Genomic DNA, 15,251 nt, shown 5'->3' with positions numbered 1-15,251 from the left:
GCTGACACAGCGTATTCGCGATCAAGCCCGCTCCCACAGGGGATTGGTGGCGGAGTGGCGCAACACTTTTTGCTGCCAGATGTGATCGCCCCCATTGCGTCGGCGTCATTACTGCCTCAATTTAGCGTCATTGCCCGTCAGGCCCGTGCACTTCATGTCATCGACCTCGTTTAGCCAGTCTCTGCGTCGCCTTTGGGCGTTGGATAAGTTCAGTTATAGCGTGCGGGTGTTCATCGCCCTGACCGGCAGCATGGGCCTGTGTTGGTACCTGGACGAGATGGCGCTGCTGATCCCGTTGTTCCTGGGGATCATTGCCAGTGCCCTGGCCGAGACCGACGACAGCTGGCAAGGCCGCCTCACTGCGCTGGCCGTGACCCTCGTGTGTTTCACCGTCGCGGCACTGTCGGTGGAGCTGCTGTTCCCCTATCCCGTATTGTTCATCGTCGCCCTGGCCCTGGCCGCCTTCGGCCTGACCATGCTCGGCGCCCTGGGTGAACGCTACGGCGCGATTGCCTCGGCGACCCTGATTCTCTCGGTCTATACCGTGATCGGCGTGGACCAGCGCGGCGGCGCCGTCAGCGACTTCTGGCATGAGCCCTTGCTGCTGGTGGCCGGTGCGGCGTGGTACGGGCTGCTCTCGGTGCTGTGGCAAGCATTGTTTTCCAACCAACCGGTGCAGCAAAGCCTGGCGCGGCTGTTTCGCGAACTGGGGCGCTATCTGAAACTCAAATCGTCGCTGCTCGAACCGATCCGCCAGCTGGACATCGAAGCGCGGCGCCTGGAACTGGCCCAGCAGAACGGCCGGGTGGTCGCCGCGCTCAACACCGCCAAGGAAATCATCCTGCACCGCGTGGGCAATGGCCGGCCCGGGTCGAAAGTCAGCCGCTACCTGAAGTTGTATTTCCTGGCCCAGGACATCCACGAACGCGCCAGTTCCTCGCACTATCCTTATAACGCCCTGGCCGAGGCATTCTTCCATAGCGACGTGCTGTTCCGTTGCCAGCGCCTGCTGCGCCAGCAAGGCAAGGCCTGCCAGGCGCTGGCCGAGTCGATCCAACTGCGCCAGCCGTTCGTCTACGACGACAGCTTCGCCGAAGCCCTCAACGACCTGCACGCGTCCCTCGAACACTTGCGCATCCAGAGCAACCCGGCCTGGCGCGGCTTGTTGCGTTCATTGCGGGCGCTGTCGGTGAACCTGGCGACCATGGACCGCCTGCTCAGCGACGCCAGCAACCCTGACGCCCTGGCCGACGCCACCGACAGCAGCCTGCTGGATCGCTCGCCGCGCAACCTGAAGGACGTCTGGCTGCGCCTGCGCACGCAACTCACGCCCACCTCGCTGCTGTTCCGCCATGCCCTGCGCCTGCCCCTGGCCTTGAGCGTCGGCTACGCCGTGGTGCACATGATCCACCCGTCCCAGGGCTACTGGATCATCCTCACCACGCTATTCGTCTGCCAGCCCAACTACGGCGCGACCCGACGCAAGCTCGGCCAACGGATCATCGGTACCGCCATCGGCCTGACGGTGGCCTGGGCGCTGTTCGATCTGTTCCCCAACCCCTTGGTGCAATCGTGCTTCGCGATCCTCGCCGGGGTGGTGTTCTTTACCAACCGTACGACCCGCTACACCCTGGCGACCGCCGCGATCACCATCATGGTGCTGTTCTGCTTCAACCAGGTGGGCGACGGCTATGGGCTGCTGCTGCCACGGCTGTTCGACACCTTGCTCGGCAGCCTGATCGCGGGGCTGGCGGTGTTCCTGTTCCTGCCGGACTGGCAGGGTCGCCGGCTGAACAAGGTGTTGGCGAACACGCTGACCTGCAACAGCACTTACCTGCGCCAGATAATGCAGCAATACGCCGCCGGCAAAAGCGACGACCTGGCCTATCGCCTGGCCCGACGCAACGCCCACAACGCCGACGCCGCGCTGTCCACCACGCTTGCGAACATGCTGATGGAGCCTGGGCATTTCCGTAAGGAAGCCGACGTAGGCTTCCGCTTCCTGGTGCTGTCCCACACGCTGCTCAGCTACCTGTCGGGCCTGGGGGCGCATCGGGGCACCGAACTGCCGACCGAGGTGCGTGAACAGTTGATCGAGGGCGCGGGGGTGAAACTGGCGACCAGCATCGATGAAATCGCCCAGGGCCTGGCGAGCAAGACCGCGATTGCGATCCAGAGTGACGAAGAGGAAGCCCTGGCTAATGAACTCGAACAGATGCCCGATGAAATCGACGAAGGCCAGCGACTGGTGCAAACCCAACTGGCGTTGATCTGCCGTCAGCTCGGCCCGTTGCGGACCCTGGCGGCGCATTTGATCAAGGATGTGCCTGAGGCTTGAGGTCGGGGTTGCAGGGCCGGCCTCTTCGCGAGCAAGCCCGCTCCCACAGGAGTACGCATTTCAACTGTGGGAGCGAGCCTGCTCGCGATAGGGCCCGCACAGGCCCTACATCCCATGCAGCTCCAACAACCGCGCATAGCTCCCATCGGCCTTCATCGCCGCAATCGCTTTATCAAACCCCGCCACGATCTGCTCATGCTCCGGGTTTTTCAGGCTGACCAGAATGTGCAGGCTGTTTTCACTCAACGGCTTGGGCAGGAACTCCACGGCGTTGCGCACCTTGGCTGATTCCCGGGCCAGGTAATAGCGAGCGACGTATTCATCTTCCAGGGTCAGCTTGACCCGCTCGGCGGCCAGCATGCGCACGGCCATGGCGAAGCTGTGTACCGGGACCTTCTGCATCTGCGGGTCTTCGTCGAAATCCTTGGAGTAGGCGTAACCGCGCACCACGGCGATGGGGTAGGCATGCAATTGCTGCAGGTTATCGAACTCGATCGGCTCTTCCTTGCGCTTGATGAAGCGCACGCGATTGAGCAGGTATTCGGCAGAGAACCGGCCAATCTGGGTGCGGTCCTCGGCGTACCAGGCATTGACCAGCACATCATAGCGGCCTTCGCTGATACCGAGCATCGCCCGGGCCCAGGGCACCTGTTCGAATTCAGTGGCGTAGCCGGCCCGGGCCAGGGCCGTGCTGACGATATCGGTCGCCAGGCCGCCATTGACCAATGTCGAGTCAGTGAAGGGCGGCCAACCATCGGCGACCAGGCGCAACGTCTGCGCACAGGCCTGGTGACTCAGCAACAGCAACCCAACCAAAGCAAGAGCTCGATGCAATCGCGGCATGCCAAACATCCTTGACGGGTTCAAAGCCCGGTTTGTTTTTAGCCGACACTTACGGGATGTCCTTGGACATCCGACCTAACATTAGCTCACTGAGACCGCTACGCAGCGCTGCACCGAAGATTACATAAAGAAGACAACACCGCGACCTGGGAATGATGGCATTTTGGCCTTTGTCACAGATTTTCCAGCCGTTCGAGAAAGAGACTTCCAATGAAAGCCCGCTTAATATCGGCATCGGATCATTCAGGAAATTCAAAAAATGGACATCGACTGGGTCTGTAGACATCACAGTGACCTGAGTAAGGAACAGCTGTACGCCATTCTCAAATTGCGCGCCGAAGTGTTCGTCGTCGAGCAGAACTGCGCCTACCCGGACGTCGACGGCCTGGACCTGGAAGGCGACACCTGCCACCTGATGGCTTGGCAGGGCGATCGCCTGGTGGCCTACCTGCGCCTGCTCGACCCGCATTCGCAAAACAGCGACGTGGTCATCGGCCGCGTGATCATCGCGCCGCAAGCGCGGGGCCAAGGCCTGGGACATACGCTGATGGAGCAAGGCCTCAAGCAGGCCGAGAAGCACTGGCCCGGGACTTCCATCTCGCTATCGGCCCAGGCGCATTTGCAGGGGTACTACGGGCGTTATGGGTTCGAGGTGGTGGGGGTGGAGTATCTGGAGGATGGGATTGCGCATATAGGCATGCATCGTCCCTGACGTCCTCTTCGCGAGCAAGCCCGCTCCCACAGGTCCTTCGCATGGCTCACAATTTTGTGTTCACCGAAGATCTACTGTGGGAGCGGGCTTGCTCGCGAAAGCGCCTGCCCAGGCGCCGCAAAAAATCAGGGATACTCAAGCACCGCCTTGATCCGCTGCAGATTCCCCTCGATCCAACTCCGGTCAATCGCCCCCCAATCACGAATCCGATACCGCCCGGCATGGTTGCGGGCGCCAGGCTCTTGCTCGAACTCACAGACGATGTCCAGGTCCGCGAGGGCCGCGACGGTGTCCTGGGCGGTGCGTCGTGGCATGCCGGTGACCTCGGTGAGCGCAGGGACATTGCTGGCAATGCCGCTGTCGATCAGGTAAGCCACATACAGGCGCCGATAGAAGCTGGTCTTGGTCTTGCTGACGTCCATTCGTCATTCCTTGTGTGATTGCAAGTCCCGCCAGGTCAGGTACACCCGTAGGTCGAATTCCAGCTGGTGATACCCGGGCAGCATGTGCTCGCAGAGTTGGTAGAAGGCCTTGTTGTGATCCGACTCCTTGAAGTGCGCCAGTTCGTGGACGACGATCATGTTCAAGAATTCGGGCGCCGCGTCCTTGAACAGCGCGGCGATGCGAATTTCCTTCTTGGCCTTGAGCTTGCCGCCCTGCACGCGGGAAACAGCGGTGTGCAGGCCGAGGGCGCGGTGCGTCAGGTCCAGGCGGTTGTCGAACAGCACCTTATCGATGGCCGGTGCGTTACGCAGATACTGCTGCTTGAGTTCCAGCGCATAAGCGTACAGGGCCTTGTCGCTCTGGATCGAATGCCGCTCGGGATAGCGCTGGTGCAGGTACTCGCCCAGCCGATCCCGGGCAATCAACTGCTGCACCTGGGCTTGCAGGGTGGCGGGGTAGGCCTGGAGGTATTTGAGCGCGGTCATTGGCGGCAACACGGTTACGAGAGGCCGCCAGTGTAGCGAAATTCAGGCCTGCACCGTGCTCCAGTCAAACGGTTGGGCAAAGGCATCAGTGTCTTCGGCCATCAATGGACGGGCGACGAGGAAGCCCTGCACATATTCGCAGCCGTGGGCTTGCAGCCACTGGTACTGCTCGAAGGTTTCCACCCCTTCGGCAATCACCCTCAGGCCCAACTGCTTGCACAGGTCAATCACCGAGGCCGCCAGCGCGGCGTCCCGGGGCGAGGCCGGCAGGCGAGCGATCAGGTGCCGGTCGAGCTTGAGGGTATCGAGCTCAAGGTCACGCAGATGCGCCAACGAACACGGCCCCGAACCGAAATCATCCAGGGCCACTCGTACGCCGAGCTGACGCAACAGCCGCAGCTGTTTCTGGGTTTCGTCGGGGTTGCGCATCAACGCATCCTCAGTCACCTCGACCTCCAGCTGCAGGGGTTTCAACGCATGGCGCTCCAGCACCTGGCGTAACTCGGTGACCAGGTTAGGCATGCCGAACTGGGTGCTGCTCAGGCTCACCCCCAGCACCAGGTCATCGGCGAATATCCGCTCCCAGACTTTGCGCTGGGCCGCGCTGCGATGATAAATCCAACTGCCCAGCCGACTGATCAACCGAGCCTCTTCCAGCAGTGGCAGGAACAGGCCCGGCGGCACGTCGCCCACGCTGGGGTGCTGCCAACGCAACAACGCCTCGAACCCGCGGATCCGCCCGTCGGCGATACTGACCTGCGGCTGATAGACCATGTTGAAGTCGCGGTTCTCGATGGCCGAGCGCACGCTTTCTTCGAGCATCAGGCGTGAACGGGCTCGACCGTTCATTTCGTGATCGTAGAAACGATACTGCTGGCGGCCGGCACGCTTGGCTTCGTACATGGCGATGTCGGACGCTCGCAACAGACCGTCGAGATTGGCGCCGCAATCGGGATAGGTGGCAATACCGATGCTGGCTCCGAGCGCCACGTCCATGCCTTCGATCTGCTGACAGATCGCCACGCGCTCGATCAGCTTTTCGGCAATCTTGGCCGCCTGCTCGGGAAACTCCAGGTCCAGCAGCGCCGTGAATTCATCACCGCCCAGCCGCGCCAGGATATCGAACGGACGCAGGCAGGCTTTCAACTGTTCCGAGACCCAGCGCAGCACCCGGTCGCCGGCGTCGTGGCCCAGGGAGTCGTTGACCCGCTTGAAGCCGTCGAGGTCCAGGTACAGCAGCACCCAGTTGCTTTCCAGCCGCTCGCTGCGCATCAGCAGGTTTTCTGCGGTCTGGTAGAAGCCCCGGCGGTTGAGCAGACCGGTCAGTGGGTCCGTGACGGCCTGGTACTCGAGTTGCTGGTGCAGGTGACGCACCACCGACATGTCCTGCAGGGTCACCACCATCGCCTTCTGCTCCGCCGGCAGCGGCGCACATGACAAGGCCACCGACACCTGCTGGCCGGGTGCAGTACGCAGGACTGCGTCATGCAAGCGCAAGATTTCGCCACGGCCATAGGCGCCAAGGAACTCGGAACCCGCCCACTCGGGAATATGCGGCTTCTGCATGAAATCCAGCAGCGGCGAGCCCTGCAACTGATCGGCGGTGGCATTGAGCAAACGGCAGGTAGACGGGTTGGCGAAACGGATAAGACCGTCCTCATCCACCACCAGGATCCCTTCGGCGGCATTGTCCAGCACCGAGGCATTGAAGGCCCTGGCCGCTTCCAGATCCTGGCTCAAGCGCTGCAACGCCCGGCGATTGCGCTGGTGCTCCAGCAACGCCTGGACCTTGGGCTTGAGGATCTGCGGATCGAAGGGCTTGAACAGATAATCCACGGCGCCCGTGGCGTAGCCCTTGATCACTGCATCCTGGGATTGCTCGTTGGCAGTCAGGAAAATGATCGGCGTGAGCCGGGTGCGCTGGCTGCCGCGCATCAGGCGCGCCACTTCGAAACCATCCATGTCAGGCATCTGCACGTCCAGCAGAACCAGGTCGATCTCGTGTGCAAGCAGCAGATCGAGCGCTTCGAATCCCGAGGACGCGGTCATCACCTGCCAGTCCGGCCGCTGCAATAACGCGCGCATGCTGAGCAGGTTTTCAGGGTAATCATCAACGATCAAAAGTACGGAGCTATCTTCGCCAAGCGGTGGTTGCGCGCATTCCATGCTGCTTCTCTTATCGGGCGCCACGCCGTTTTTTACGTAGCAAAGCTGACAAATACTTGTGATCTCACTCTAGACGGTGATTTTGAAAAGCAGTAGGTGTCATCGCGCCATCATCCAGATAAAGCCCGAAATAGCCGACTAACGGTCACCCCATTCGGGCACAGAAACTGCAATGCCTTCCAGTGACGATCAATTGACGTCAATTCACCGCCGAAACAACACGACAAAAAGCTTACTCCGGTGTGTCAGGTCGCCCCCAGAAGTGCGGGTTAGAGCCTTCGCCTAGCCACGCATATTTTTTACACAGTTACGCAGGACACGAACATGATCGATCTCTCTACCTGGAACCTGAGCATCCCTGAAGGCAGCCCGGCGGTGACCATTGAAACCCCACGACTGGCCCAAGGCTTCAAGAACGAATACTTCCACGCCGATACCGGCACGCTGTTTTTCTGGTCGCCCGTCACAGGCAGCAAGACCGCCAACGCGATCTACCCGCGCAGCGAACTGCGTGAAACCTACAGCAACGGCACGCTGCGCAACTGGCTCTACTCGGCAGCCGATAATCAACTGCGGGCCACCCTGGCCGTCAACCAGGTGCCGAGCACTGGCAAGATCGTTATTGGTCAGATTCACACCAAGGACAGCACCAGCCCGATGGTGAAACTGGAGTATCAGTACAAGACCAAAACGAGCACCGGCAACATCGTCGCCAAGGTGCGCATGCGTCCCGATGACGAAGAAGGTCAGGTCATTATCGTGGCCACCGGTGTAAAGCTTGATCGTAACTTTACCTACATGATCCACCTCAGCCCCAAGGGTGCGCTGGGTATCAGTGCAGCGGGCTTCAACTGGCGCACCACCATTGATCCGTCCTGGAAGGACAAGCCGCTGTACTTCAAGGCTGGTGTCTACGTGCAGGACAACACCGGCTACACCACGGAAGGCGGAAAGGTGACGTTCAGCCAGTTGGAAATCCTGCACAAGATTTGACCGCTTTCAACGCGCGTAGCGGCAGGGATTGCCGCTTGCCGTTGGCCGGACCCGGCAAAAGCGACAGGTTTCATATGGCCATCGTTCCATTGGGAAAATAAATACCCGACCAGCGGTCACTCATCTCGGGCACAAAAGCCGCAAAGACCACTCTGACGGACAGTTGACGCCAACCATCCGCCGGACGAACACGTGAAACGTTCGATTCCCGCGCTATGAAGGCGCCTTGAAATGCCTGGAATAGAGCCTCCGATTGGGTCTTGCAGTTTTTTTACTCGTGAAAAAGGATCCGAACATGGTCGATCTTGCCACCTGGAACTTGAGCATCCCTGAAGGGAGCCCACCAAAAACCATCGAAACCCCGCGATTGGTGGATGGATTCAAAGACAAATACTTCAGCCCCGATGGCAGCACGGTGCGTTTCTGGGCACCCGTCACCGGCTCAAAGACTGAAAACGCGATCTACCCGCGCAGCGAACTGCGGGAAACCTACAAAGACGGCACCTTGCGCAATTGGTTGTACCCCGAAGCCGACAACTTTCTGAATGCCACCCTGACCGTCAACCAAGTGCCCAGCAGCGGCAAAGTCGTCATTGGTCAGATCCATACCAAAGACAGCAACAAACCCATGGTGAAGCTGGAGTACCAGTACAAGGATGCCAACAACCTCGGCGACATCGTTGCCAAGGTCCGCATGCGTCCCGATGACAGCAAGGCCCGTGTCATCACAGTTGCCAGTGGAGTGAAGATTTCCCAGGCGTTTTCCTACCGTATTCATCTGGATCGTACTGGTGATCTTGGCATCACTGCGGCGGGTCGTAGTTGGTACACCACCATCAGCTCCACCTGGCGGGTCAAGCCGTTGTATTTCAAGGCCGGGGTGTATGTGCAGGACAATTCCGGCTATACCAGCGAAGGCGGGAAAGTGACGTTCAGTAAGTTGGATATTGATCACAACACTTGATAGATCGCCGTCTGCGGCAGCTCCCGCGAGGTTACATGCCCCTGCTGGAGTGCCGCTGGGACGAGTGTCGGATCGTGCACATCTTTCGTGCACCGACTTTCCGAACCATTTCTATAGAGCTTCCAGCGTCCGGGTATTCCAACGCCGGTTTTTTAGCGCCTGGTAGAGCATGCCAATGGTCAGGGGGATTTTCTGGCGGCACTTGAGCAGCCGGCATTTGACCAGGATCTCGGTTAATGGCGAACAGACATAGCGGCGGGCTTTGAAATCCCCTGAATGCACAGAGAACTCCTGTCGAAACACCTGAATGAAGTGTCTGACCTCGCGATCCTCGCACTTGAAGTCGAGATTGATGGCCGTATCGAGTCGAAGCGTCTGGTGCTTGGAGAGGCCTATCTCCTCGTGCAGCAATTGCAGGAGTTGATGCATCAACGCATCAGTGGGAAAGTTCGGCGCCAGGTTGCTCGTGGGAGCCGTCCAAAGCGGATGAGCGGGGGTGTTTGATCGGGCTCGACGGTATTCGTTTCGGTCCAGGAACAGCAGCCAGCCCATCAGGATGACGCCCGATGCAAAGGGGTAAGTGTGCAAATCCTGGAGCCAGGATGGGCTATGAATCAGAACAAGCAGACCGATGGAGGAAAGAAGCAGGCCACACCACTTCCTACGCGTACATGACTTTATTCTGGCGGCAAGCAGAAGGTAGACGATAAGCACCAGAAGCCCCGGTAGCAGGGGGGCGAGGAGGCTATCCATCAGGATGCTCCAGAACCATTTTGTGAAGCATCATGCTCAATCGCGTTACGGAGAAAGTGAGCCCGTAGTGACCAGCGTATTGGGTCTTTTCCTCGATCACGGCTTCGCTACCAGTCAATGGATACGAAACGGAGTCTGCCCCAAGCGCAGCGCTCCAGCCCGGGCTTTGGTTAGATTGAAAAGTCTTTTCGGAAACGGACTACATTCAAGAGTAATTTTTACTACCTTCGAGTGACTGAACGACGCAGACTCGAAGAGGAATACAGCTCCATGTGGGAGCGAGCCTGCTCGCGATGGCGGCCTGACGGGTTGTGTGTTTTTTGACCGGGTGCATATCCATTGCTGCGGTAACGGCGACTTAGGGTTCCGCCCTGACGGCGGCTCACTTTTTTTCAAACGCCAAAAAAAGTAAGCAAAAAAGGCTGTGCCCCACCACTGGGCACCTCGCCTAGGCTCGGTGTTCCCTCACTCCGGCATTGCTCCGTGGGCCCGCCGCGATGGGCCATCCATGGCCCTGCGCGGCTAACCCGGCATCCATGCCGGGTTGCCCACTATGCAATGCCTGCGTTCGGCCCTTGTGGTTAATGGGGCGCCCAAGATCAAAAGCAAAAGCAAAAGCAAAAGCGAGGCGGCCTAACGGCCGACCTGTTCTTGCGGGTTTAACCCGATCCAAATGTGGGAGCGGGCTTGCCCGCGAAGACGGCCTGACAGCCGACCAATCTCTACCGGTTGCACCCGATCAACCACAGCATTTGCCATTTCTTCAGCAAATACTGCGCACCTGCCCTTCTGAAAATCTCGTAGGAAAACACACACCGTGGCGAGGGAGCTTGCTCCCGCTGGGCTGCGAAGCGGCCCCTTCTTTTCGTCAGACTCACCCTATGCCCAATGTTTACGGGGGCTGCGCCCCCGAGCGGGAGCAAGCTCCCTCGCCACGGAGGTTACGGGCGTCCTACAGCTCGGTTGTTGGGTCAAAAATCCGCTCTGAATCCGCTCTATAGTTAGGGCCGTCGCTGGCTTCGGTCGGTGACGGGGTTTCGCAGCCCAATACAGAGGAATACACCGTCGAATGAATATTCAGGCAAAATGCCCGCGTTCATTTTATGGCGGTTGCGCGCGGGAGACTTTCGGGTCTGCCGGGTTTGATTCCTCCTGGTCTGCGAACCCGCGTGTAGCTGCCACCCGTTTGTTTCGCAGCAAAAAGGTGGCATTTCTTTTTCTTTAGGAATCAAACCTTATGACAACGAATCAATCATCCAGCCGCTTCACGCCGTTAACTCCAATCGCCACCACCCATCCCATCCTCTTCATCGACCGCACAGCCCCACTCCCCGAACTCCACGCCTGCGCCAGCGAACGCCTGCACGCCACCCTCGACTACCTGACCCTCATGGCCTGCATGACGTAGCGCGACTCAAGTGCGAACGACATCAATACCATCACCAATATCGCCCGAATCATGGTGCAGGACGTCGCGGATGTCTTCGGAGTGATCGAGCAACGCGGACTCCAAGAAGAGTAAAGCCCCCTGTGGGAGCGAGCCTGCTCGCGATGCGCCGGTTCAGTGACATGGAAGTTGGCTGAAACGGCGCTATCTAGAACAAGCTCACATCCTACTTACGTTCCTGCCAAGACGTCCCCCTGAACCGAGACGAAACAGGGTCATGCAGTGCTGCGATCCGACCGCAATCCCACTCCACCTGCATGCTTTTCAATAACTCGCCGTGGATACGCGCTCCATTGATCGCCAGCGCCTGGCTCATGGCATCGGCGATTCGCTCGATAATCAAGGCAGGTTTATCCACTCTACAATGCTTGCGACCGAACTCGATCAGTTGCTTTCGATCAGGGTAGGTTTTCACCTTGTTCATCTTGATTGCCAGCGTTCTATCCACCAGCGAGCGGCCAGACTTGGGGTTGTAGTGCTCATAAACCGTGGTTGTGGTGACATCAAAAACCGGGGCCAAGCGCACCGTTTCCAGTGCATCAGGATGCGTATAGATAACTCCGAAGTTCTTCAGATGAGCATCACCATTACGCACCATGACCGAGAGACACACCGAAGAAAAAAACCGTTCCAGTTCACGGACCGGTTCGGCATGACGGCACACTTGTCCCACAACTGCTGCAAGAGTCTCGTAGCTCTGCGAGTACTTGTAGTTGTCATGAGGGTCCTTGTGCAGACCGAGAAGTACCGCCATGTCTTCAAAACCCAGCCGACCCGAAGGGGTCAGATCAAACCGCTCCATTACAAACAACTCACCGTTTTCCGAGAGCCAGAAGGGTGGCGTTTCCAACCCTGCCAGTCGAGCAACTTCCAGGCATAGGAACTCGTTTTGCGCCAGGTGGACGTACTCCTCTGCGCCGGACTTGACGATCAGATCGGAGCTGAGCATGGTCTTTCGGTCCCCCGTCAGCTTGTCCAAATCGGGCACCAACACCTTAGGCTGTACGCCCGAAATGCCGGACTCGAAATAGGTGTCGACCAGAAAATCAAAGACACTGTGTGAAACGTCCGCCGACAGGATGTCTCGCAGACCGACTTGAGCACGAACGGGCGTCGAGGCCTGCGTAGGATTGATATAACTTAGCCGCCCAATCTGGTTGCCGCCTATTACCGATAGCAGGCGCATATCGTCGACCTGAATATGCCGGGCCATTCGGCGCTTGATTTGGTCCGCCAGAAATCCTTCAGGTACGTTCATATCAAATATTGGATGAAGGACGTTGCTGACTGAAGGGGTAGGATCATAAGGCATGACCAGAGAAACCTCCCGTGATGCCTCGGCGCTCGCGTAAGCAAACGAGAACTGCGACCCCTTGGATAGGTCGCCGCTGTAGCCTTGCGGTGTCATGACATTGAGCAGCTTGACCTTACTCATCATGCTCTACCAAATCCGCGAGGGATCTGAGATCAATTCGCTTGTCGACAACCTCCAGTGCCATCCCCAGCGCTGTGACGACCCGAAACAAGGTGTATACCGCCACATTTGCACCTGCCTCAAGGTCGATGATCGTTTTGCGGTTACAATTAGCCTTTTCGGCCAACTGCTGCTGGCTATAGCCCTTTCCACGCCGTAGCGTCCGGACTCTCTCACCAAGGGCTGAAGGGTTGAGGATTAACATAATGTCCACCATAACGGACTTATAGACAGAACAGGCTCACTATGTCCTTTATAGCGGACATTTCAACTTTTGGCATCACGCAAGAAAACACCGCCATCACAGGCGGTAAATTTGAGTTGATATCTGGGGCAGGGAAACGGAAATTGGGAGGGAAAGATCAATTTCGTTCTGCTTGCTCGGCTTTTGAATTCTGTGTTCGCAGAAAGTGCCCACCATGCTCCCGCTCATCCCTGTCTTGTCGGCGCATCTGAAATTGGCGTTCATCCGCAAGATCCGTCGTATGGTTGAGATCTTTCGCGGGCAAGCCCGCTCCCACACTGGATTGAGGTCATCCGCAGGGAGCCAGTCGGCTGTCAGGCCGCCCTCGCGAGCAAGCTTTGCTCCCACAGGTAGGTCCTGGTACCCACACCCCCGCCCATAAAAAAACCCGCAAAAAATGCGGGTTTTCTCAAAGCAGCAGACTCAGTTGACCTTAGCGTTCAACTCACCCTTCAAATACCGCTGATACATTGCTTCCAGCGAGATCGGCTTGATCTTGGAAGCATTACCCGCAGTCCCAAATGCCTCATAACGCGCAATGCACACATCACGCATCGCGGTCACGGTGGCGCCAAAGAACTTACGCGGGTCGAACTCGCTCGGGTTGGTCGCCATCAGGCGGCGCATGGCACCGGTGGAAGCCAGGCGCAGGTCGGTGTCGATGTTGACCTTGCGCACGCCGTACTTGATGCCTTCGACGATTTCCTCGACCGGCACGCCGTAGGTTTCCTTGATGTCGCCACCGTACTGGTTGATGATCGCCAGCCACTCCTGCGGCACCGAGGAGGAGCCGTGCATCACCAGGTGGGTATTGGGGATGCGCTTGTGGATTTCCTTGATGCGGTCGATCGCCAGCACGTCGCCGGTAGGCGGCTTGGTGAACTTGTAGGCGCCGTGGCTGGTGCCGATGGCGATGGCCAGGGCGTCGACCTGGGTCTTCTTGACGAAGTCCGCGGCTTCTTCCGGGTCGGTCAGCATCTGGCTGTGATCCAGCACGCCTTCGGCGCCGATGCCGTCTTCTTCACCGGCCATGCCGGTTTCCAACGAACCCAGGCAACCCAGCTCGCCTTCCACCGAAACGCCGCAGGCGTGGGCCATGGCGACGGTTTGCTGGGTGACGCGCACGTTGTATTCGTAGTCGGTCGGGGTCTTGCCGTCTTCGCCCAGGGAGCCGTCCATCATGACCGAGCTGAAGCCCAGTTGGATCGAGCGCTGGCAGACGTCCGGGCTGGTGCCGTGGTCCTGATGCATGCACACCGGGATGTGCGGGAATTCTTCGATCGCCGCCAGGATCAGGTGACGCAGGAACGGCGCACCGGCGTACTTGCGGGCACCGGCCGACGCCTGGACGATCACCGGAGAGTCAGTCTTGTCAGCGGCTTCCATGATGGCGCGCATCTGCTCAAGGTTGTTGACGTTAAAGGCTGGGACGCCGTAGCCGAACTCGGCTGCGTGGTCCAGCATTTGACGCATGCTGATAAGTGCCATTGTGTATCTCTCCCGGTCGAGGGTCGTTAATCGTGCCAGCCTGCCGGAGCGGCGGCGGCTATTCAAGTCATTGCAGGTCGGGGGTTGGCCCTGGCTGCGAATTCGGTGTTGCTGATCTCTTACATCTTGCGCGGATCCCTGTGGGAGCGGGCTTGCTCGCGAATGCGGTTTCACATCCGGCGAAAATGCAAGTTGACCCAGCGCATTCGCGAGCAAGCCCGCTCCCACATTGGATCTGCTTCCACATTAATTCCGTGGTGTGTCTGTTACTGCGCCTTGCAACCACGCCCAATCAAGTCATTGGTGGCGACCCAATACACCAGGCCTTCCTCACCCTGGACGTGCAGCGCCAGCATGTCGTCGCTGTACAGCGCACCCGATGCGCCCGGCTCCTGTTTCAGGTGATAGACCTGATCGGCACCGCCCAGGCGCACGTCAACTTCCTTGCGGGCGGCATCGGTGTAGCGCCAGAGCACCTTGGCCTCGCTGTCACACGTCCAGCTCGTCCAGCCTTCAACAGGTGCGGACGAATGCAAAAAGTCCAGCTGGGCACAGCCGCCCAGCAATGCCAACGCCGCAACGGCGACCAAGCCTTTCATCCGTGTTCCTCGACGAACGGCACACGCCGCCCGCCCTGAGTTAAAGAGTCAGACCCGTCAAGGACAACCATGTTCCTTGGCCGGGGTTTGCGTCTCGTATTTGTCCAGGCCGTCCGGCCCCGAACGCTTGTTCAGCACCGGGTTGGTCTCGGCCTGCCAGTCGGCCTGGTAACAGCCTTCCTCGGGCGTCGGCGTCCCGGTTTCCGGGGCCGTGGGCGGTGGACTGCTTGAACAGCCCGCCACCATCGCCGCCACCAACAGCAACGTAAACGTCTTGACCATCAGAACACTCCCTTGCCTG

The 15,251-nt window shown here is 59.0% G+C and carries 14 protein-coding genes and 1 pseudogene; 5 read left to right on the top strand and 10 right to left on the bottom strand.

Translation table 11 applies throughout. The features are described from left to right. Nucleotides 1-154: 154 nt before the first annotated feature. Nucleotides 155-2,338 carry a YccS family putative transporter gene (gene yccS / locus RGM2987_RS20315; protein WP_245144616.1) on the top strand — a complete coding sequence of 728 codons (2,184 nt, stop codon included), beginning with the start codon at nucleotides 155-157 and terminating at the stop codon, nucleotides 2,336-2,338. Nucleotides 2,339-2,443: 105 nt separating this feature from the next. Here yccS and RGM2987_RS20310 read toward each other — a convergent pair whose 3' ends face one another. Next, nucleotides 2,444-3,181 (bottom strand): transporter substrate-binding domain-containing protein, encoded by a 738-nt coding sequence (locus RGM2987_RS20310; protein ID WP_245144615.1) that lies wholly within the window; start codon nucleotides 3,179-3,181, stop codon nucleotides 2,444-2,446. A gap of 259 nt (nucleotides 3,182-3,440) precedes the next feature. Here RGM2987_RS20310 and RGM2987_RS20305 point away from each other — a divergent pair, with 259 nt between their 5' ends. Continuing rightward, entirely contained in the window at nucleotides 3,441-3,893 is a 453-nt protein-coding gene (locus RGM2987_RS20305) for a GNAT family N-acetyltransferase (RefSeq protein ID WP_245144614.1), read from the top strand. A 125-nt stretch (nucleotides 3,894-4,018) separates the two neighbouring features. On the opposite strand, the gene RGM2987_RS20300 is transcribed toward RGM2987_RS20305, so the two are convergent. From RGM2987_RS20300 to RGM2987_RS20290, 3 genes are read right to left on the bottom strand one after another with little or no spacing between them, the layout of a single operon-like run. After that, the gene (locus tag RGM2987_RS20300; RefSeq protein ID WP_245144613.1) at nucleotides 4,019-4,315 is read right to left on the bottom strand and encodes a winged helix-turn-helix domain-containing protein; all 297 of its coding nucleotides are present in this window, start codon (nucleotides 4,313-4,315) and stop codon (nucleotides 4,019-4,021) included. 3 nt (nucleotides 4,316-4,318) lie between these two features. Beyond that, nucleotides 4,319-4,822: a M48 family metallopeptidase gene (locus RGM2987_RS20295; protein WP_245144612.1), complete on the bottom strand. Its 504-nt coding sequence runs from the start codon at nucleotides 4,820-4,822 to the stop codon at nucleotides 4,319-4,321. Between the two features lie 42 nt (nucleotides 4,823-4,864). Next, the gene (locus RGM2987_RS20290) at nucleotides 4,865-6,988 is read right to left on the bottom strand and encodes an EAL domain-containing protein (RefSeq protein ID WP_245144611.1); all 2,124 of its coding nucleotides are present in this window, start codon (nucleotides 6,986-6,988) and stop codon (nucleotides 4,865-4,867) included. Nucleotides 6,989-7,312: 324 nt separating this feature from the next. Here RGM2987_RS20290 and RGM2987_RS20285 point away from each other — a divergent pair, with 324 nt between their 5' ends. Next, on the top strand, nucleotides 7,313-7,981 hold the full coding sequence (locus RGM2987_RS20285; protein ID WP_245144610.1) for a polysaccharide lyase family 7 protein: 669 nt from the start codon (nucleotides 7,313-7,315) through the stop codon (nucleotides 7,979-7,981). A gap of 295 nt (nucleotides 7,982-8,276) precedes the next feature. Continuing rightward, nucleotides 8,277-8,945: a polysaccharide lyase family 7 protein gene (locus RGM2987_RS20280; RefSeq protein WP_245144609.1), complete on the top strand. Its 669-nt coding sequence runs from the start codon at nucleotides 8,277-8,279 to the stop codon at nucleotides 8,943-8,945. A gap of 111 nt (nucleotides 8,946-9,056) precedes the next feature. On the opposite strand, the gene RGM2987_RS20275 is transcribed toward RGM2987_RS20280, so the two are convergent. Then, complete coding sequence (locus tag RGM2987_RS20275; protein ID WP_245144608.1) at nucleotides 9,057-9,698, bottom strand: DUF1493 family protein; 642 nt, start codon at nucleotides 9,696-9,698, stop codon at nucleotides 9,057-9,059. Between the two features lie 1,237 nt (nucleotides 9,699-10,935). On the opposite strand from RGM2987_RS20275, the pseudogene RGM2987_RS20270 reads away from it, so the two are divergent. After that, a pseudogene (locus RGM2987_RS20270) lies at nucleotides 10,936-11,220 on the top strand (fructose-bisphosphate aldolase). Nucleotides 11,221-11,311: 91 nt separating this feature from the next. On the opposite strand, the gene RGM2987_RS20265 reads toward RGM2987_RS20270, so the two are convergent. From RGM2987_RS20265 to RGM2987_RS20245, 5 genes are all read right to left on the bottom strand, one after another. Continuing rightward, nucleotides 11,312-12,583, bottom strand: coding sequence for a type II toxin-antitoxin system HipA family toxin (locus RGM2987_RS20265; RefSeq protein WP_245144607.1), 1,272 nt, complete (start codon nucleotides 12,581-12,583; stop codon nucleotides 11,312-11,314). Then, on the bottom strand, nucleotides 12,573-12,824 hold the full coding sequence (locus RGM2987_RS20260) for a helix-turn-helix transcriptional regulator (protein ID WP_245144606.1): 252 nt from the start codon (nucleotides 12,822-12,824) through the stop codon (nucleotides 12,573-12,575). The genes RGM2987_RS20265 and RGM2987_RS20260 overlap by 11 nt, the downstream gene beginning before the upstream one ends. Nucleotides 12,825-13,286: 462 nt before the next feature. After that, nucleotides 13,287-14,351, bottom strand: coding sequence for a class II fructose-bisphosphate aldolase (gene fba, locus RGM2987_RS20255; RefSeq protein ID WP_003177554.1), 1,065 nt, complete (start codon nucleotides 14,349-14,351; stop codon nucleotides 13,287-13,289). A 266-nt stretch (nucleotides 14,352-14,617) separates the two neighbouring features. Beyond that, complete coding sequence (locus RGM2987_RS20250) at nucleotides 14,618-14,950, bottom strand: MliC family protein (protein ID WP_245144605.1); 333 nt, start codon at nucleotides 14,948-14,950, stop codon at nucleotides 14,618-14,620. A gap of 57 nt (nucleotides 14,951-15,007) precedes the next feature. Next, nucleotides 15,008-15,232 carry a hypothetical protein gene (locus RGM2987_RS20245; protein WP_245144604.1) on the bottom strand — a complete coding sequence of 75 codons (225 nt, stop codon included), beginning with the start codon at nucleotides 15,230-15,232 and terminating at the stop codon, nucleotides 15,008-15,010. Nucleotides 15,233-15,251 lie beyond the last annotated feature (19 nt).

The sequence above is a fragment of the Pseudomonas sp. RGM2987 genome (assembly GCF_022952855.1).
Taxonomy (GTDB): domain Bacteria; phylum Pseudomonadota; class Gammaproteobacteria; order Pseudomonadales; family Pseudomonadaceae; genus Aquipseudomonas.
Note: the sequence above shows the minus strand (reverse complement) of the source record. Positions and strands in the feature narration are given on the sequence as shown.